The following is a 20106-nucleotide window of genomic DNA, read 5'->3' on the forward strand; positions in this document are numbered from 1 at the left end:
ACCGGTTACGCGGAGAATGCGGTTCGCGGTTGCGCTCTCCCCCGGCCTGCCGGCTTATGGTATGCTGTGGGAGCAAGGTGTTAAGCAGAGGATGGAGGATAGCGAAATGAATGAAGCATTCGGAGCAAATTCGGAGGACAGCCTGCGCCTTCTGCTGGTTCAGGCAGAGCAGGTGCTGATGTCCGCCCTGGAGAAGTTTGGGATTAAGGAGGAGCAAGCGGAATTTATTCAAATTTCAGACCATATTACGTACCGGGTGAGCGCGCGGTCCGGCGGCAAATTTTTGCTGCGGATCCATCCGGTGTCGGCCGACGTACCGGCCATCCGATCGGAAATGATGTGGCTGAATTGGCTTTCTTCCCAAGGCCTGCCGGTTCCGGAAGGCGTAGCGGACCAGGAAGGGAATACCGTGGCGATCTGCGAGGCGGACCGGAGCCAGGGCTGGCCGGTGACGCTGCTGCGGTGGATCGAAGGGGAGCAGGCGGAGGGCGGTCTCGATGACAGGCAGGTGTACCGGATGGGTGTGCTTATGGCCAGGCTCCATCAGGCTGCACAGAGCTTTGTTCCGCCGGAAGGGTTCGTCAGACCCGAATGGGGGGCTGCGAGCCTGACAGAAGATATGCAGCGGCTGGAACGGCGGCACCGCGCCTTTCTGAGTTCCGATGAATGGGAGCTTTATGTACAGGCGGCAGACCTAATCAAAGGGCGGATCGCCGCATGGCCTCCGGGCCCTTCCCGATACGGTATGATCCATGCAGATCTCCACGAAGGGAACGTTGTATTCAAGGACGGGGAACCTTGCCCTATCGATTTTGGCCGGTGCGGGTTCGGTTATTATGCATACGATTTGGCGCAGGCGCTGATCGGTCTGTACCCAGCACAGCGGAGCATGCTGCTGGACGGGTACGAAAGCATGCGACTTCTTCCGAAGGAGAGCGTGTCCATGCTGGAAACCTTTTTCCTGCAGGCGGTCCTGGAGAATCAGGCGTTTCACGCCGGCAATCCGCAGGAAATTCCGTCGCTGAAGGAACAGAAGGGGTATATTCTGTCCGCGATCCGCAGCTACTTGGCGGAAGAGCCGTTTCTGTTTCCGGCGAAATAACATCTGAACGGGAGTGGAGCACAATTGGGAGGACATGATGAGCGGCCGGTCGCGCTGGTCACGGGCGGTTCCAGCGGCTTCGGGCTGCTGGCCAGCGTGGAGCTGGCTGCCTCCGGATACACGGTTTTTGCCGGCATGCGAAGGCCGGAAGCGAGCAGGGACCTGATGGACGCTGCGCAGACGGCGGGGGTCAGACAGCATATTCACGTGGTTAGGCTAGATGTGACGGACGGGAGACAGGTGCTTGAGGCGGTATCGGGCATCCTGAAATCCCACGGACGCATTGACGTGCTTGTGAACAATGCAGGCACCGCATACGGAGGAATGATCGAGGAGATTCCGATGGACGTGTGGAAGGCGCAGCTGGAAACGAATTTCTTCGGGATGGTTGCGGTCACCCAGGCCGTTCTTCCCGCGATGAGGGAGGCCCACCAGGGAACAATCATTCAGATCAGCAGCGTCAGCGGGGCTGTCGGATTTCCCGGTTTTGGCCCCTACGTCTCGTCGAAGTTTGCTGTAGAGGGCTTCAGCGAATGCCTTGCCCTGGAAATGCGGCCATTCGGCGTCGATGTCGTGGTGGTGGAGCCGGGCTCGTACGGGACGGCCATATGGGACAAAGGATTTGCGCAGATGAGCGCCGCCGAACGGTCACCCTACGAGCGGATGCTGAACCAGGTGATGGCCTTTTCCCGTGACAACGCCGGCCAGCGCGGCGATCCGGCCGATGTGGCCCGGCTGATCGCAAGAATCGCAAGTATGAACAAGCCGGCATTCCGCTATGCGCTGCCTGCCGGCACCCGCTGGACGATGAAGGCCAAGCAGCTGCTTCCGGGCCGGTGGTTTCAGCGGATTATGGTCGCGCTCCTAAGCAAAAAAGGCTGAGCCGGATTCGCTTCCGGTTCAGCCTTTCTTCGGGTGCAGCTGACCGAGCAGCTGACCCATGCGGACATGATCTCCGGTCCGGAGGTCTGTCCGCGGGGTGAACGCGCCGTCCTGGATCAGCAGCACGACGGTCGAACCGAACTCAAAATAGGCGAGCGGATCGCCGTTACGCCAGGAATTGGCGGTTTCGTCGTCGTAGCGGATGCTGCTGACATTCATGGCGCCGACTTTGACGACCGCGACCTCTCCCAGGGCTCCCTTGATATACGTAATCAGCCTCTCATTGCGGCACAGCACGGATTTCATCTGGGTCATGCCAAAATCATTGACCGGGTAGCATCGTCCCTTGATATGCTCGCTCTCCACCTTCACGCCTGTGATTGGAGAGTGGATCCGGTGGTAGTCGGTAGGGCTGAGGTACAGCACAAAGACATAGCCATGTTTATATAACTCCAGGTGGGGAGAGAAATTAAGCAGCTCCGCCACCGAATAATCCTGCCCTTTCACGTTCAGAATCGTGCCTGAGGTGATTTCACCCATTGCGGTGATCTTGGCGTCGACGGGGCTCGTGAGTACGTGCTCGCCTTCGTGAACGGGACGCATGCCGGGCTTCAGCCGCCGTGAAAAAAATTCGTTGAGTGTGCGGTATTCATAGATTTCTTTCTCCGCTTCATGCGCTGGGATCTGATAGCTTTTGATAAAAGTAGGGATGACCCCTCTGCTGAGCCGGCTGTGCGAGAAGCGTCCCATCATGGAAGAGAGCCACTTTCGCGAGGAGAGCTCTGTCATGAGCCGCAGTAATTTCTTTGTCATGCCTAATCTCCCTTCCATACGTGCCTGTAGCACTCTGAATATATTGACATAGAACGGCTATCAAATCAATATGCAACAAATGCTGGAAACCGCCTCTGAGAAAAATGGTATTGCCAATCCTTCAAGGATCATGTATTTTGGAATCAATACGGGCCCGATGCCGACTCATCGCGGCGAGGTGCCTGTTACACGGAATTGAACCCAAGCATCTCATCGCTTTGGACAGCGATGGCTCCGGAACCAGGAGGCGGCGATGCCGCGCCTTGCGTTCATCTGTGTACATATGGGAATACGGGAGCTCGAGCGAATCGGGCTGAGAGTGCAGCTAATGAACCGCTGCTGACCGGGAATCTGATCTGGATAATGCCAGCGTAGAGAATTCAAGTCCTTTTATGGGCTTATTTGACGATCTCCCTCGCTTATCCAGGGGGTTTTTTTATTGCCCAATTTTGGAAAAAGAAAGGATGTTGTCAAATGAACAGCAGTACGATGCAGATGGATCGGCCGAAGGGGCTGAAGCTCAGCGACCTGCTCGTGACGATTCTGCTATCCCTCGTGATCGGGGTGGTGTACCATTTTTGGGGTTCGGTGAACGACTTGTTCAAGCCGCTGTTTTTCCAAGCGGATGAGCTGATGTACGGCATGTGGTTCCTCGCTTCGACGCTTGCCGCGCTGCTGATCCGCAAGCCCGGCGTAGCCCTCCTCGCCGAGGTTGCCGCGGCTCACGTAGAAATTCTGTTCGGCAGTGAATGGGGCCTTCAGCTGGCGATTTACGGCGTGGCGCAAGGTCTTGCCGCGGAGCTGATCTTCGCCCTGTTCCGTTACCGCAAATTCTCCATGGGGGTAGCGGCGCTGGCCGGTATGGCTTCGGGATTGGGATCATTCCTGGTGGATGTGTACTACGGCTACGTCACGGACTATACGACATGGATGATCGTGTTCAAGTACGTGATGCGGTTAATCAGCTCGGCGGTGCTGGCAGGGTACCTGGCGTATGCCCTGACCAAAGCGCTGGAAGCAACCGGAGTAACCCAGCTGCTCCGGCCAGTGACAGCCAAGGATTATGAAGCGCTCGATCATGACTGAGGCTAACCGGGGTGTCGCGACGATGCAGCATTCGGCGGTGCATGAGACGGGTCAAGGAGCGGATCAAAGGGCGGATCAAGGGAGCGGGCAAATTGCCGTTTCGGTAACAGACCTGCGCCTGAAGTTTCCGGGTGAGAAGGCGTTCGTGTTCAAGGATGTTTCCCTGTCTGTGCCGGCTGGGGAAAAGGTGCTTCTGCTCGGTCCAAGCGGATGCGGGAAATCGACGCTGCTGCAGGTGCTCGGCGGGTTGATTCCGGCGGTCATCGACGTTCCGCTCAAATATGCGGACATCCGGAAGCCCCGCTCGTGCGGGTATGTATTTCAGGACCCGGATACCCAGTTCTGCATGCCGTATGTCGATGAGGAGCTGGCGTTTGTGCTGGAGAACCGCCAAGTAGCCAGGGAGGATATGGTCCCTCGGATGCGGGAGGCGCTCGGACGGGTCGGCCTGGACCTTGAAGAGCTGCACACTCCGATTGAACGGCTGTCCCTGGGGATGAAGCAGCGGCTCGCGCTCGCTTCGGTCCTTCTGCTGGAACCGGAAGTGCTCCTGCTGGATGAACCCTCGGCGCTGCTGGATCCCGAGGGAAGACAGCAAATTTGGGAGGCGGTTCGCGGCGTATCGGCCGGACGGACCGTGCTGATCGTCGAGCACCGGATCGAAGAAATCGTGAACTGGGTCGACCGGATCGTTCTGTTCGCGCCGGACGGAAGCATTCTGGCCGACGGCAAGCCGGCGGAAATCTTCACGGCGTATCGCCGAACCCTTCAGGAAAATGGCATTTGGTATCCCGGCGTTTGGGAGGATTACATCCGTCACCGGGATACATGGAACAGCGGCCTGGCGCAATCCCTGCAGCAAGGTGCGGACTTGGCGGCGCCGGTCCTCTCCTTGCGTGGTTTTGTCGGCCTTCGCGGAGATGCGCCGGCAATCATGGTGGAAGAGGCGGAGGTATATGCCGGCGATTTTGTCGCCGTTGTCGGTCCTAACGGGGCGGGGAAAAGCTCCTTGCTGCTGAGCCTGATGCAGCTTCTTCCGACAGCCGGCAGCTACGCGCTGGAAGGCAGGCTGCTGCAGGGAAGGGGCAGGAAGCGGACCTGCCCTTCGGACCGGATCGGGTTCGTGTTTCAGAACCCGGAGTTTCAGTTTGTGGCCCAGACAGTACTGGAGGAGACGGCCTTTTCCCTTCACATGCAGGGCGGCATGTCGCGGGCTGAGGTGGAGCGTAGAGCCGAAGACTGCCTTAAGACGTTTCATTTGAACGGCTTGGAGAACCGGCATCCGTATCAGCTCTCGACCGGACAGAAACGCAGGCTGAGCGTTGCCACCGCGGCGGTGCGCCGTCAGGCGGTGCTGCTGCTGGATGAACCGACGTTCGGGCAGGATGCCCGCAACGCCTTTGCCATCCTGGAATACTGCGAAGCGCTTCGCCGCAGCGGCACGGCGATCATTATGGTGACGCATGAGCGGGAAATCGCTGCGCTGGCCGCTACCCAGGTATGGGAAATCCGCGGCGGAAGTTTGACGGCCATAAAGCCCGGGAGGCGGAGGCTTGAGGGAGAAGGCGCAGCTTCGGATGCGCAGGGGGAGGTGAGCGGATGAACCGGTTTTTGACTCCGAGCCGTCATACCTGGCTGCACCGGGCGAATCCCTCGCTGAAGCTCGCTGTGCTGATCATGTTGTTTATCGTTACGATTCAGACGCGAAGCATTGATTTTGCCGTCTATCAGGCAGCGGTCTACATCGCCCTCCTGTTTCTGCTCAGCGGTTATCCGGCATGGAAGGTGGCGCTGCTCGTTCTCTCCTTCTGCCTCGTATTCGTCTCTTCATCCCTGACGATGATCCTATTCGGGAAAGGGGATCACGTCTGGTGGCAGTGGGGGCTGTTCCGCGTATCCGAGGAAAGCTTCTACCGCGGGCTGCACCTGGGATTCCGGGCGATTGCCTTTGCGGCAGAAGGACTGCTCTTCGTCATGACCACGCCGTCCGTCAAGCTGTTCTATTCGCTGATGCAAAATTTTCGCCTTCCCCCCAAATTCGCATACAGCTTCATGGCGTCGATCCGGCTGCTGTCCATCGTATGGGAGGAGTTTCTCATCCGCAGGCAGGCGCTGCGGATTCGCGGCGTGCGGACAGGCCGGGGGCCAAGTGGCCTCCTTGAGCATGTCCGACTGTATGCGGTGCCGCTGCTGTCGCAGAGCATCCGCCGGGCGCACCGCGTTGCCGTGGCGATGGAAGCGAAGCAGTTCAGCGGGTCGGGGCGCAGAACGTACTATTATCCGTCGGCTTTCAGCAGGTATGACGGGCTGGCGGTTCTCATGTTCGTCATTGCCCTAGCGGCTGCGTACTATGCGGCCGCTGCCCTTCCCTGGTTCGGCATCGAAGATGTCAGGTACCATGGACAAGGTTAAGCCGTATGATAGCTATTAGCCGATGTGTTAAAACACAGAGCCGGAAAGCCGCATGGGCGGACTTTCCGGTCTCTTGCTTTCTATCAGGTATTTGAATGTGAGATGGCAGCGGCCGGTATAAGGTTATAATGCCGCGCTGGCATGCTGCCGGTTCACCAGATACCGGGCATAGGCCATCGGCTCGCGATAGGTATTTTTCCATTGCTGATGCATCCCGGCTTTTTGAAATCCATACCGTTGGTCCCGTCCGTTGCATTCGATAAAATACGGCTTGCCGCTGGCGGTGACACCGATATCAAGTCCAAGATCTGCTATAAAGGGCAGGTGCTGCTCCAGCTGCCGGACGACCCGGAAGGCGAGATGCTGCACGCTGTCCACAACGCTGTTCACCGGCATTCCGGGAAGGCTTTTGGCCAGGATCGGTTCGGCCGGAAAGGCCTTGCCGCCTTGGGCCACATTGGAGACAAACATCCGGGACGCAGCGACTTTGGCATACATTCCCGTCAGACTCCAGCTGCCGTTGATCCCCCGCTGTATGGACACGCGGAGGTCGTAAGGCCGCTGCTTATATTCGGCCAGCGCGATCCGTTCCTGTACGAGAAAGGGCACCTGGGAAATCCGGCGGAGCAGGATGCCCGGAAGCCGATGGTTGTGGAGCCGGACCGTCGTCCATCCTCTAGTTCTGCCGGTTCTGGCGTATGTTAAATACCAGTAAGGACCGCTGGCATGGAGCCGCATGATTCCCCTGCCGACGCTGCCTGTGCAGGGTTTTAATATGAGATCTCGATACCGCCGCATCATATCCTGGATAGAGGAAGGTGCGGCGGCAGTCGTATAGGGAAGATGCTGTGCCAGCAGCGGGTCAGCGGCAAGCAGGTGATGAATTTCGTCCTTCCCGTACCGGTTGTAGCCGTTAAAAATAATGTAGCCTTCGTTCAAAAGCCGCTCTATTCTATTTTTTGATCGTGCGTCAAAGTAGATCGCCCGGTTATGAATGACTTTCGGCAGCGGTAGTCTGGTTTGAACGTATTTCCCGCCTCTCAGCACAAATGCGGTACATTCATGGTGATCGATGTCGATATCCTGCAGTCTCATATAGCACGCGTTCAAGCCGAACATCCGGGCCGCCTCATCAAAATTGGCGAGGGATTCCGCTCCCGTCTTTCCGCCGGGAATTCCCCGGTGCACCGCCGCATTCAGCAGAATTCCTACATCAGAAATCCACACGTTCATCCCTCCCTGGCATTCAGTCGTTCCACGTTTATATATCCTATGCCATAGATTGCTATAAGCAAGGGTCTTTGTCCGTGAGGCACTGCCTATTTTCGCATAAACCGCCGGACGAACCGCTCGGAGCTTATTATCGTGGCTGGTACCCTGAGCGGTTGAGGATATATCCCCTCCAGCTCTCCTAAATTTCACCGTTTTCACGTCGGCAAATCCAGCCAAACTGTCCACAGGAACGGTTTCGCCGGGCAAGCCGGTCCGTTTCTCTAGGCCAAAATCGTGCAAAAACCGCCAAGTCAGTGACATCGGCCTATTTGTTCGCATATGATGCCCAAGATGCATCCGGTCAGGAAGGAGCGAGGTCTTTTGAAGAAGAAGAATAAAAGCCGGACGGTTAAACAACCGAACAAGAACCTCTATTTTGTCGATAATCCTGATATGCAGGAACTGGAATTGATCCCTAAAAGCAAAGTAACAACGCCAAAGATAACCCAACCGGATTCGCATGCGCAAATCCGATCCGTAGTTCTTGAAGATGCCATCATAACGGAAGAGGCTGCGCCCGAACCGGCGTTGGAAGGATCCGAGCAGGAGCAAGAGCCTGAAACCGTGGAAACGGTGGAAACGGTGGAAATCCTGCCTGAGGCAGAAGAAGTGCCTGAGGAGGAAGAGGTTGTCGAGGAAGAGATACCTGAGGAAGTGGCACCGGTACTGGACCGTGAGGTGCTGGAAGAGATTATTGAAGAAAAAAGGATGCCGCAATCGCCGGAACCGATCATTTATACGGACGATCTGAGCGACAGCTCGGTGACGACTTCCAAGATTGCGCTGCGTGCCATTGACTCCGCCAGACTCCAGCCCGGCTCGGTTGGCAGCGAGGCGATTGCCGATTACGCCGTAACCCATATTCATCTCGCCGACGGTTCCGTGGTCGCTTCCAAAATTGCCGCCGAATCCATTATGGAGGAGCATCTGATTGACGGCGCGGTCAGCGGCAGCAAAATCCGCGACCGCTCCATCAGCGGCGAAAAAATCCGCGATGGCAGCATCACGTCCGCCAAGCTGGGCGACCAGGTGATCGACTCCGCGAAAATTGCCGACGGCTCCATTTCGTCGCGTCACTTGAGCAATCTGCTGGTGACCACCGATTTGCTGCAGGACCAAGCCGTGACGTCAAGCAAAATCGCGGGGTCCAGCATTCAGACCATGCATCTGACGAATGAAGTGATCGACACCTCGAAATTGGCCGAAGGCGCGGTTACCGGCTCCAAGATCCGGGCTGGCGAAATTACGGGCGACAAGCTGAAGGAGCGCTCCATCGAAAGCGTTCATTTACGGGAAGGCTCGCTGGGAGGGGAAGTGCTGCAGGACGGTTCCGTCGGCGGTAAGCAAATCGCCGGGGGAGGCGTGTCGAGCGAGCATATTGCCGAAAACGCGGTCGGGACCCGTCATCTTCAGGACGGAGCTGTAACCACACCGATTTTGGCACCCTTTGCAGTGACGTCCGCTCACTTGGCGGATGCAACCATCCGCGGCAAGCATATCGCTCCGGGTGAAATCACTACGGCGCATTTGGCCGATCACAGCGTCGGGGCGACCAAATTGGCGGAGCAGTCGGTCGGGACGGTTCATATCGTCGAGCAGACCGTCACCTCCTCCAAAATCGCCGACCAGAGCATCCTGCCCCAGAAGATTGCCGATGAGGCGGTTCAGACCCGCCATCTGGCACAGGGATCCGTTCAGAAGGGGCAAATCGCGCCGAATTCGATCCAGACCTCCCACATTCAGCAGGGCGCGATTAATGGCAGCCATATCGCAGCCAACGTCGTGGAGGGTTCTCATGTCAGACACGGGTCCATCAGCTCGGGGCACATCACCCGAAGCGCTATTGTCGAACAGCATATCTCCGACAGTGCGGTAGGTTCCCGTCATCTTCAGAATAAATCCGTCACCTTTGATAAGCTCGCCGGTGGCAGCGTGACGAGTGGAATTTTGGCTGACGGCGCGGTGGGCGGCCGCAATATCAGCGAAGGTGGGGTCGGCGGGGAACATATCCGCCAGGCTTCGATCCAGGACCGCCACTTGGCCGACAAAAGCGTGCGGTCATCCGCCATCCAGGACCAGGCCGTCACATCCCAGCATATTGCTCAAGGGTCGGTAAATGCCGAGCATTTGACACCCGGCATTGTGCATAACTCCATTATTAAGAACGAAGCGGTAACCTCTGAGAAGCTTGCTTCCGGCAGCATTCAAACCGCACATCTCAATCAAGGTATTATTTATCCGGCCCACTTATCGGATCATGCGGTGACCTCTCCGAAGCTTTCTCCAGAAAGCGTTGCGACCGACAAAATCCAGGACCTGGCAGTGACGTCAGGCAAACTGGCGGACGGAAGCGTGAGCGGCCCCAAGCTTGCTGCGGCCTCCGTAAGCAGTGAGCATCTGGCTGACAATGCCGTCACTTCCCGCTCGATCAACCTGGGTGCGATAACCCAGCGGCACATGGCCGAAGAATCGGTCGGCGGAATACAGCTTCAGGTCGGTTCCGTTTCGGGCGTACACCTGCAGAAACAGGCGGTGGAAGAGAAGCATCTGGCGGAAGGCATCGTCAGTGAACGCCACCTCACGGCCGGCTCAGTCGGCGGGACGCAGCTTCAGGCCCAGTCTGTATCCAGTGTCCACCTGGAGAATCAAGCGGTGGAAGAGAAGCATCTGGCGGAAGGCATCGTCAGCGAACGCCATCTCACAGCCGGCTCGGTCGGAGGAAAACAGCTTCAAGCGGAGTCTGTATCCAGTGTCCACCTGCAGAATCAAGCAGTGGGAGAGAAGCATCTGGCAGAGGGCATCGTCAGTGAACGCCATCTCACAGCCGGCTCGGTCGGAGGAAAACAGCTTCAGGTGGAGTCCGTATCCAGTACCCACTTGCAGAACCAAGCCGTGGAAGAGAAACACCTCTCCGACCATATCGTCAGTGAGCGTCACCTTGCGTTCGGCTCGGTCGGAGGGAACCAGCTTCAGGACGGTTCCGTCTCCGGTGTGCATCTGCAGAACCGAGTGGTGGAAGAGAAGCATCTGGCCGACCATATCATTGGCGAGCGCCATCTTGCGGCCGATTCGGTGGGAGGCAGTCAGCTTCAGGCCGGCGCCGTTTCCGGCGACCATCTGCAAGACCTTGCCGTTGAGGAAAGGCATTTGACTGAGGGGATTATCGGCGAGCGCCACCTCACACCCGGTTCGGTGGGCGCAGAACATCTGCAGTCCGGATTGATCCAGGAACGCCATCTGAGCCAAGTATCGGTGAATACGGAAGCCATTAAAGATGGGGCTGTAACCTCATCGAAGCTCGGACCGGAATCTGTCGGCAGCGTCAATATCAAACAAGATGCAGTCCGCTCCATCCATTTGCATGAAAAAAGCGTACAGCAGCGTCATCTTGCTCCGGGATCGGTTGCCTTCCGGCATCTTTCTCCAGATTCCGTTGGAGAAGAGCAGCTTCAGTCCGGCAGCATCAAGGCCCAGCATTTGGCTGAAGGTGCTGTATACCCGGAGGCGCTGCAGGATGGTGCGGTGGGTGACTCCAAGCTGGCTCCTGAATCCGTTGGCAGCGAACATCTGAAACCGGCCTCCATCGGTTTCGAACATCTGAAGGAGGGCATCATCCGCAATGTCCATCTGGGCGAAGAAGCTGTAGGATCCAAGCAGCTGGCGCCGGCAACCGTCACTGCCGCCCATCTGGCGTCCGGCAGCATACAGTTCGGCCATTTGGCCCCTGATTCGGTATCTGAGGATTCCCTGCAGGACGAATCGGTAACCGGAGAGAAGGTTGCGCCGGATTCGATTGCAACCCGCCATATCCAAGCGAAATCGATCGGCTCAGCTCAGCTTCAGGAAAAGAGCGTGCAAAAGCAGCATATTTCCCCAGGTGCTGTTGATTTCAGACATTTAGCCCCCGAATCGGTCGGAGAGGAACAGCTGCAGGCAGGCAGTGTCGGCATGCAGCATCTGGCGACAGGTTCGGTGCATGCCGAAGCGCTGCATCCCGGTGCGGTCACGGGCGACAAACTGGCGGATATGTCGGTGGGAAGCAGCCACATCCAGGCAGGTGCCGTTGCGTCGGAGCACCTGGCCGCAGGAGCTGTTCAAGAGCATGCACTGAAGGATGGGGCGGTAAGCTCGGCAAAATTGGCCACCGGTGCGATAGGTAGTGTCCACATTCAGCCGGAATCGATCCTCCCGCTTCATCTCCAGGCCGAGAGCATTCAGGATTGGCATTTGCAGCCAGGCATTATTAAAGGCCAGCATCTAGCCGAAGGGGTCGTTGGTCCGGATCAGCTGGCTCACGAATCCGTTACCTCGGATCATCTGCAGCCGGGCAGCATTCAGCCGCAACACCTGGGGCCGGAGGCCATTACTAATGAAGCGCTGGAAAACGAGGCCGTTACGGGAGACAAAATTGCCTCCTTTGCGGTCGGCAGCGGCCATATTCAGTCGAAAGCGATCCAGCCGCACCATCTGCAGTCAAGCATTTTACAGGAAAGGCACCTTCAGCCAGGGCTAATCCAAGGCCAGCACATTGCGGAGGAGAGTATCGGTTCGGGTCATCTGATCTCCGGATCGGTTGCGTCGGATCATCTGCAGGCGGGCAGCATCCAGCCTCATCATCTGGCGCTGGATTCCGTCACCAGCGACGCGATCGAGAATGAGGCCGTCACAGGAGATAAAATCGCCTCCCACGCGATTGACGGAATCCACCTTCAGCCGGGATCGATCGAGCGGCATCACCTGCAGCACGGGCTGATCCAGGGAGAGTACCTTGCCGAAGGAGCGGTCGGTCCGGATCATCTGGCACCCGAATCGGTTACGTCGGATCATCTGCAGGCGGGCAGCATCCAGCCGCATCACCTGGCGCTGGATTCCGTCACCAACGATGCGCTCGAGAGCGAAGCCGTAACGGGAGATAAAATTGCCTCCCACGCAGTCGGCAGCGGCCATATCCAGCCGAAAGCGATCCAGCCGCACCATCTGCAGTCCGGCATTGTGCAGGAATGGCACCTTCAGCCGGGCCTCATCCAAGAACATCATCTTAACGAAGGGATTGTCGGTCCGGATCATCTGGCACCCGAATCGGTTACGTCGGATCATCTGCAGCCGGGCAGCGTCAAACTGCATCACTTGGCGCCGGAATCCGTCACTACCGACTCGCTGCTGGATGGGGCGGTAACGGGAGATAAAATTACTTTGAACACGATTGACGGCAGCCACATCCAGCCGAAATCGATCGAGCGGCACCATCTGCAGCCCGGCCTGATTCAGGGAGAGTACCTTGCCAAAGGAGCGGTCGGTCCGGGTCATCTGGCCCCCGAGTCCGTCACCCCGGATCATCTGCAGGCAGGCAGCATCCAGCCGCACCACCTGGCACTGGATTCCGTAACCAACGATGCGCTCGAGAGCGAAGCCGTAACGGGAGATAAAATTGCCTCCCACGCAGTTGGCAGCGGCCATATCCAGCCGAAAGCGATCCAGCCGCACCATCTGCAGTCCGGCATTGTGCAGGAATGGCACCTTCAGCCGGGTCTCATCCAAGAACATCATCTTAACGAGGGGATTGTCGGTTCAGAGCACCTCGCTCCCGAGTCCATTACATCGGGTCACTTGCAGGCAGCCAGCGTCCAGATGCATCACTTGGCGCCAGAATCCGTCACCACCGATTCCCTGCAGGATGAGGCCGTAACGGGCGACAAAATCGCCCCGAACACGGTGGACGGCAGCCATATTCAGCCGGAATCGATTCTTCCGCTTCACCTGCAGGCGAAGAGCATACAGGATTGGCATCTTCAACCGGGGGCGGTTCACTCGGACCACCTCCAGAACGGATCGATTCAGAGCAAACACATCGCCGCCAAATCGGTTACCAGTGAGCAGCTTGCTTTTGCCCCTGTACAGAGCGCCTCGGGACAGCCGGCCGTGCAGCAGTACGGGATCACTTCCTTCCGGATCGGCGAAGGCCAGGTGCAGGTGGAAGTGCCGGTTACGCTGCAGGAACCTTATCCGAACACCCATTATGTGATCGTGGCGATGTGCAACCATCCGGATTTCTATGCGGTACTGAACACGCAGCGGGAGGATATCGCCTTTATCGAAGTGGTGCGGAGACGGGGCGGCCCGGAAACCTTTGGATTTCTGTCCTGGATCGCGATCGGGGCAGCCTCCCCGTCGGGGAAAGGAGCCGCGGGATACACGCAGCGGAGCATGAGACAGCGAAGCGCGTATCGGGTTGATGCCGAACCTAGTGAAACTACAGATCATGATTGAAGCTAACTGATTGAAGCTTACAGATTGAAATTTACAGGCGCGGGGCGTTCCCCGCGCCTGTTTTGTTGTGCCGCCAGGCAAGAGAAGGGGAGGAAATGCGGTGAACCTGACCCAAATACATGCACAAAAGCCGCTTCCCCTGCACCAACGCCGGCATAGGATGTGATGAGATACGAGCCGACATGACAGGGAGGGATGTGCCGAATGCAGCGGCGGATGAAAAGGCGGATAACATACAGGCGGTCCTATCGGATCATGCGCCGAAGGTACCGACAGGCAGCGAAGTCGGCGGCAAGGCCTAAGATGCGGTTCAACACCAAATTGCAGGCAAGGCGGGTGCTGCGTTCCGACGCTGTCCCTGTCGTATCGGTGATTATCCCTGCGATGAATGAGCAGAAGACGATTGCCGCCGTGGTCCGGGAGGCTCTGCGGGTGCATCCTTCCTGCGAGGTTATCGTTGTGGCGAACGGATGCCGCGACCGGACGGCAGAGGCGGCCGAGTCCGCGGGAGCCCGTGTGCTAAGGTATGAGCAGCCGCTGGGACATGATGCAGGTAGAAGCGTAGGCACGCAAGCGGCCCGGGGCCAAGTCATGCTGTACCTGGACGGAGATATGCCGATCAAGGCCCCGCAGCTCCGGCCCTTCGCAGTAGCGGTCCTTGGCGGGGTAGATGTCGCCCTGAACCGTTATAACGGCCCGGTCCGGCTCCGGCAGGCGCATCCGGTCGTTCAAGCCAAGCATGCCTTGAACACGCTGCTGCGCCGTCCCGATCTGCAGGGAGCCTCTCTGACCGCCGTGCCGCATGCGCTAAGCCGCCGCGCCATCGATCTGCTCGGAACGGAATGCCTGTCGGTCCCTCCCCTCGCCCTGGCACAAGCGGTCGTCGCCGGGCTCAGGGTCGAAACGGTTCATGAGGTGCCGGTCGGGCGGTTGAACCGGCGGAGGGCCAAAGTGGACGGGATAGATCCCCTGCAGCAGGTCGTCCTCACGGATCATATCCAGGCGGTCAATTGGTACTTGTCCGAAACCGGTCCAAGAGGCGGTCGAACCGACCTGGGGCGGGAACGAAAGCGGGTGAGAAGGTGAGCCTGATGAGAAAAAGATCAAGAAAAAGCATACTGGCTCCGGTACGCAGGAAGCGGGGCAGACAAAGGTCCCGGCCGCGCGGCCGGGCCATCGCGGTACGGGGCAGCGTGGCGTTGATGCCTGTGAACCGGGCGGAGGAAGGTCCCTTGTTGGAAGCCGCCTATCAGGCAGGGCTTCTCGCCGGGGCTGGCGCCATCTCAGAGGAAGCCGAGACTCTTCTCCATGAATCGCAGCTTCAGCGGACGTTTGCCGACTGGTGCGCGGCCCATGTGAAGAAGCGTCCGGATATCCAGGCGATGCTCCGGCTGTCCAGAAGCTACACCAGCGGTTATGCCAAAGGCAGCGGCCGGAAGGATAACCGCATTCCGCTGCCGCTGGCCGGATCAGCCGCAGCGGTCGTGTGTGCCAGCAATGAAGAAGATACGCTGGGCAAGGTGCTTCAGCAGTTGGAACGGCTGCCGCTTCGCGAAGTCATTGTCGTACTGAATGGCTGCCGGGATCAGAGCTACCTGGTCGCACGAAAGCACCGGATCGCCAGCCTGCTCCATTTTCCGGATCGGCTCGGACATGACGTGGGCCGCAGCGTGGGGGCCGCCATGACTTCGGCGGACATCGTGCTGTTTACGGACGGGGATGTCGCGATCTCTGCCGAGGAGCTGGCCCCTTTTATATATAAGGTGGATGAAGGCGTGGATGCTGCACTGAATGATCTGAATCCGTATCTGCCGCTGTTTGGACAGCAGGACGAAGTTACCCGGTGCAAGAGCTTTTTGAATACGGTGCTTGGACACCAGGAGCTTGGGGCGAATTCCCTCACGGCCGTGCCCCATGCCCTGGCTGGACGTCTGATCGCTGATATTGGCGTCGGGCAGTTGATGGTTCCTCCCAAGGCCCAAGCGTTAGCTCTGGCAAAGGGCTACCACTTCGCTTTGGTGAAGCCGGTAGACGTGATCACCGCGAACCGGAAACGCCCGGGCAACACGGGTGCCGGCAACGCCGTGGCCGACCTGATCATCGGGGACCATGCGGAAGCGCTCCATGCGCTGCTCGGTGCCGGCTGGATGCCTCCAGCATCGGCAGGCACCCGCGTGGAAGTCGCCTTGCGGAGGAATGCACGATGAGTACGGACACGCGTATGACAAGCATCATTATTCCCACTTATAACGGCTTGCCGCTGCTGGCGACCTGTGTCGGGGCGATCCGCCAATACACCGATACCCCCTATGAAATCATCGTTGTGGACAACGCCTCGACGGACGGTACCGACCACTACTGCATCAAGGAAGGGATCCCTTTTATCTCCCTCCCGGAGAACCGGGGGTTTCCAATCGCGTGCAATATGGGGCTGGCGGCAGCCGGAGGGGACGATCTGCTCTTGCTCAACAACGATGTCACGGTGACGGCCAACTGGCTGACCAATATGCTTGCGGCTCTCCACAGCAGGGAGGATGTCGGTCTGGTCGGTCCTGTAACGAATGCGGCCTCGGGCAGGCAGAAGGTGGAGGTCGCTTTTCAAAATATCGAGGAATTCCAGCAGGTGGCTGCCCGGAACAATCAGTCAGATCCGTCCCGTTGGGTAGAAGTCAACCGGATTATCGGGATGTGCCTGCTCATGAAGCGGGATGTGCTGAGCAGGATTGGATTCCTGGACGAAGCATTCTCGCCGGGTCATTATGAGGATGACGATTACTGCTACAGGGCCCGGCTGGCCGGTTACCGCTTGCTAGTGTGCGGGGACGCGCTTGTATACCATCAGGGCAGCGCCAGCTTCATGCGGTCAGCCTCCGACCAGATTCAACAGCTGATTGACCGGAACCATCGCTTGTTTATGGATAAGTGGCATATCGATCCCCGCCAGTTTATTGAAAAAGCAGGCAGCATATCTGAAGGAGGAGGAGTGCAGTGAGAGGTATCATCTTGGCAGGCGGGACAGGTACCCGGTTGTATCCGCTGACCCGGCTGATCAACAAGCATTTGCTTCCTGTCGGAAAATATCCGATGATCGTCTATGGCATCGACAGACTGCGCCAGGCAGGCATCACGGAAATTCTCATTGTCATGGGTAAACAGTCCGCAGGCCTGTACACGGACTTCTTGGGAAGCGGACAGGACTTTGGAGTACAGCTGACCTACCGGATTCAGGAGTCTGCGGGAGGAATCGCCGAAGCGCTGGACCAGGCAAGAAGCTTTATTGTCAAGGATGAAAAATTTGTCGTTCTGCTTGGAGACAATCTGTTTTTGGACGACTTGGGCCCGTATGTGAACAAATTTATGCGGCAGCCCGCCGGAACGGCTCGGGTGCTCCTGAAGCAGGTACAGGATGCCCGGAGATACGGCGTTCCGGTGTTTGACCGGGCACATCCCGAACTCATCAGCCTGATTGAGGAGAAACCGGCGAAGCCCAAGTCCTCATACTGTGTCACAGGCTTTTATATGTACGATACCGCCGTGTTCGATATTATTTCCGGGATTCGCCCATCGGACCGGGGGGAACTGGAAATTACCGACGTCAACAACGTCTATGCCGCAGACGGGCGGCTGGAATACGATATCCTTCAGCAATGGTGGAGCGACGCGGGCACGTTTGAATCCCTCCAGGAGGCCGGCAAGAAGATGAAAGGAATTCTCCCATGAGCCGCCCTCCTATCCGTAAGAGAGCCTTCATTCCTTCTTGGAAGAGGGCTCTTCGTTTCAAGGGGTCCAAGCGCCGTCTTTCGTCCCGCAGGCACCAGGCTCCGCCCGGCAGAATGGTCAGGAATACCAAGCACCGTTACGGCAAGGTGCGTCCGAAACCGCCGTTATTCGTCCCTGCGCCCGATACGCTTCAACTCCCTCCGGAGGACTTGAAGGAAGCAGCCCGTCCGGTGCCCGAAATCGATATACAAGCCATGCGTGAGGAAGCCTACCGTGCCGGATACACAGAGGGAGTGGAGGAGACGGTCGCCTCCCATCTTCCGCCCTATACAGTGCTGCCCGAGATCGGCGCCGGGGAGGTTATCGCTGCCGGGCTGCAGGTATACAAGGAGCATTGGCTGCCTTTGCTGCGCCCCGAGGAAGTCTATGGACGAATGGAGCATGCCTTGGCCACCGGCCAGCCGTTATCGGTCGTCCGTCTGGGAGACGGTGAGCTGCTGGCCTTGGCTCATGATACCGTGCTCCCTGTGGAGGAAGTGCGGCAAAAGGGCCGCTTTCTCTCGAACGCCGGAATGACGCTGCCTGATCCGCAGGCCCGCGACATGCTGGCCGAATCGCTCCGCACAGCAGGAATCATCGGCATTCCGCATTCCCGCCTGCCGACGTTTCAGGGCCTGCTGTTTCCCGTGCTCCGGCATTACGGGATATCTTACCGCAGCCTGACATTAACGACGTCCACGATCAATTATGCGCTGCATGAGCATGGCCTGCTGCAGCAGCTGCTCCATGGAAGACGGCTGCTCCTGATCGGAGACCGCGCTCCCGAGCTTGCAGACGTACTCAGGGCTTCGGCTGCTCTGAATATTGCCGCCGTGATCAGCCCGGTACGCGGGTTTCGCGACATCCCGAGAGTCATGGCTGAGGCGGCCGGATGCGAGTTTGACCTGGCTGTGGTGGCAAGCGGCATTCCCGCTGTCGTGATCTGCGAGCGCATCGCCAGCCAGCTGGGCAAGGTCGCGCTGGACTTCGGGCATCTGGCCGACAAGCTGGCATCCGGCGAGACGCCATACGCGGGAAAATAGGAATGCACCACCGACAAGAACACCATTCGTGCAAACGGGGAGGGATCAAGATGAAGAGGCGGATCAGGATCGATGAAGAACGACAGCGGGCTTGGCTGTCCAGCTTGGCGGCGCCTCGTAGCAGCCGGTACAACAAAGGTTACGAGCGCGGGTATATGGAAGGACTGCAAAGGGGAAAAGACACGTTTCATATTCCGTTCCAGGGCACCAGCATCATCATTCCGACCTTTAATCAAGCCGAATTTCTGATCCAATGCATTGCAAGCATCGAAGCTCATACACCGGAGCCGCATGAAATTATCGTCGTCGACAATGCATCAACGGATGATACGGCCGCCCGCCTGCAGCGGCAGAATTGGCCCATCCGGTATGCCCGACTGGAAGTGAACCGCGGATTTGCCGGCGGCGTCAATTACGGCATGATGATGGCAAAGGGGGAAACCGTCGTCATTCTGAATAATGATACGCTCGTCACCCCGGGCTGGCTGAGCCATATGCTCCGCTGCCTGGACAGCGACCCCCGAATCGGCGCCGTGGGGCCCGTGACGAACTATATCGGCGGAGAGCAGCAGATTCCGGTTCCCTATGAAAACGTCGAGGAGATGTGGGCGTTCGCCGCCCGTTATAACGTCCCGAACGAAGGGTTATGGCGTGAAACCGACCGCCTGGTCGGCTTCTGCCTGCTGCTCCGCCGGGATGTTCTGCACCGCATCGGATATTTGGATGAAGGGTACCGGATCGGCAACTATGAGGACGATGACTGGATCATCCGGCTTCGGCTTACCGGACGGAAGCTGATCATTGCGGGGGACTCTTTTATTCACCATTTCGGAAGCGTGAGCATGAAGCAGCTGGGGCAGCAGTTTGAACCGGTTCACCAGCGTAATGAGACATACTACATCAATAAGTGGGATAACCCTTACGCCTGGGTGACGAGCATGAAGGAAGGCGCGCTTGCGAGGTTCCCCGGACTTCGAAGCGGGCATGATCTGTACCCGTCACACGTACTTGTCCGGGACCAGGCAGGACGACTGTATTTTTTGCTGAACGGACAGAAATATCCTGTCAGCGGCGGGACGGACCAGGATGCGGCTGAAGCCACACTGCTGTCCATGATGGATATCCGGCAAATCCCGGACGGCGTGCAGCCGCTGTCCAGCGACCAGATCCGGACGATGATGGATACCGCATCCCAGTCCCAGTCCGCGGGACCAGGCGAAGCGGCTGACGGTCTGCTGGTGGCAGGCTCCGGCGGACGCGTGTACCAGTGGTCCCGCGGAACGCTAAGGCCCTTTGCGTCCAGGCATGCCCTGAACCGCTGGCATATGGACCACAGAATACAATCGGCATGGCCAATGGATCAGGTGAGTTCCGTGCCGGAAGGGGATCTGATCATCGCACCTCCGCATCTTGACAACCCTGTGCTCTGATCATTACAAAAAAATGATAAGAAAAAAAACGGATCACGCC

At 58.2% G+C, this 20106-nt stretch carries 14 protein-coding genes and 1 riboswitch; of the genes, 12 read left to right on the forward strand and 2 right to left on the reverse strand.

Annotation, left to right across the window (positions count from 1 at the left end; translation table 11 throughout):
• Window positions 1–106 precede the first annotated feature (106 nt).
• Complete coding sequence (locus C7820_RS29880) at window positions 107–1102, forward strand: phosphotransferase enzyme family protein (protein ID WP_181909236.1); 996 nt, start codon at window positions 107–109, stop codon at window positions 1100–1102.
• 24 nt (window positions 1103–1126) lie between these two features.
• Window positions 1127–1984, forward strand: a complete 858-nt coding sequence (locus C7820_RS29885; protein ID WP_116234143.1) for an SDR family oxidoreductase — start codon at window positions 1127–1129, stop codon at window positions 1982–1984.
• Window positions 1985–2002: 18 nt separating this feature from the next.
• Here C7820_RS29885 and asd read toward each other — a convergent pair whose 3' ends face one another.
• Window positions 2003–2797 (reverse strand): archaetidylserine decarboxylase, encoded by a 795-nt coding sequence (asd, locus tag C7820_RS29890; RefSeq protein WP_116234144.1) that lies wholly within the window; start codon window positions 2795–2797, stop codon window positions 2003–2005.
• A gap of 281 nt (window positions 2798–3078) precedes the next feature.
• Window positions 3079–3192, forward strand: a riboswitch (TPP riboswitch).
• Between the two features lie 79 nt (window positions 3193–3271).
• Here asd and C7820_RS29895 point away from each other — a divergent pair.
• From C7820_RS29895 to C7820_RS29905, 3 genes are read left to right on the forward strand one after another with little or no spacing between them, the layout of a single operon-like run.
• Complete coding sequence (locus C7820_RS29895) at window positions 3272–3883, forward strand: ECF transporter S component (protein WP_116234145.1); 612 nt, start codon at window positions 3272–3274, stop codon at window positions 3881–3883.
• Window positions 3876–5486 (forward strand): ABC transporter ATP-binding protein, encoded by a 1611-nt coding sequence (locus C7820_RS29900; protein ID WP_258875579.1) that lies wholly within the window; start codon window positions 3876–3878, stop codon window positions 5484–5486. Before C7820_RS29895 ends, C7820_RS29900 begins: the two co-directional genes overlap by 8 nt.
• The gene (locus C7820_RS29905; RefSeq protein WP_116234146.1) at window positions 5483–6295 is read left to right on the forward strand and encodes an energy-coupling factor transporter transmembrane component T family protein; all 813 of its coding nucleotides are present in this window, start codon (window positions 5483–5485) and stop codon (window positions 6293–6295) included. The genes C7820_RS29900 and C7820_RS29905 overlap by 4 nt, the downstream gene beginning before the upstream one ends.
• Before the next feature lie 123 nt (window positions 6296–6418).
• Here the strand turns inward: C7820_RS29905 and C7820_RS29910 are convergent, their stop codons facing one another.
• Window positions 6419–7522 carry a YheC/YheD family endospore coat-associated protein gene (locus C7820_RS29910; RefSeq protein WP_258875580.1) on the reverse strand — a complete coding sequence of 368 codons (1104 nt, stop codon included), beginning with the start codon at window positions 7520–7522 and terminating at the stop codon, window positions 6419–6421.
• A gap of 366 nt (window positions 7523–7888) precedes the next feature.
• Between C7820_RS29910 and C7820_RS29915 the strand changes: the two genes are divergently transcribed.
• The 7 genes from C7820_RS29915 to C7820_RS29945 all read left to right on the forward strand — a co-directional run bounded on the left by C7820_RS29915 (window position 7889) and on the right by C7820_RS29945 (window position 20066).
• On the forward strand, window positions 7889–13834 hold the full coding sequence (locus tag C7820_RS29915; protein ID WP_116234148.1) for a WIAG-tail domain: 5946 nt from the start codon (window positions 7889–7891) through the stop codon (window positions 13832–13834).
• A gap of 303 nt (window positions 13835–14137) precedes the next feature.
• On the forward strand, window positions 14138–14920 hold the full coding sequence (locus tag C7820_RS29920) for a glycosyltransferase family 2 protein (RefSeq protein WP_116234149.1): 783 nt from the start codon (window positions 14138–14140) through the stop codon (window positions 14918–14920).
• 5 nt (window positions 14921–14925) lie between these two features.
• Window positions 14926–16041, forward strand: a complete 1116-nt coding sequence (locus C7820_RS29925) for a glycosyltransferase (RefSeq protein ID WP_258875581.1) — start codon at window positions 14926–14928, stop codon at window positions 16039–16041.
• On the forward strand, window positions 16038–16826 hold the full coding sequence (locus C7820_RS29930) for a glycosyltransferase family 2 protein (protein WP_116234150.1): 789 nt from the start codon (window positions 16038–16040) through the stop codon (window positions 16824–16826). The genes C7820_RS29925 and C7820_RS29930 overlap by 4 nt, the downstream gene beginning before the upstream one ends.
• Window positions 16823–17554, forward strand: coding sequence for a sugar phosphate nucleotidyltransferase (locus C7820_RS29935; RefSeq protein ID WP_116234151.1), 732 nt, complete (start codon window positions 16823–16825; stop codon window positions 17552–17554). The genes C7820_RS29930 and C7820_RS29935 overlap by 4 nt, the downstream gene beginning before the upstream one ends.
• 113 nt (window positions 17555–17667) lie before the next feature.
• A complete protein-coding gene (locus C7820_RS29940; protein ID WP_251679037.1) occupies window positions 17668–18636 on the forward strand; it encodes a GT-D fold domain-containing protein in 969 nt (322 codons plus the stop codon).
• A 50-nt stretch (window positions 18637–18686) separates the two neighbouring features.
• On the forward strand, window positions 18687–20066 hold the full coding sequence (locus C7820_RS29945; protein WP_181909237.1) for a glycosyltransferase family 2 protein: 1380 nt from the start codon (window positions 18687–18689) through the stop codon (window positions 20064–20066).
• Window positions 20067–20106: the final 40 nt, after the last annotated feature.

This window comes from Paenibacillus sp. VMFN-D1 (assembly GCF_003386155.1).
Lineage (GTDB): Bacteria > Bacillota > Bacilli > Paenibacillales > Paenibacillaceae > Paenibacillus_AQ > Paenibacillus_AQ favisporus.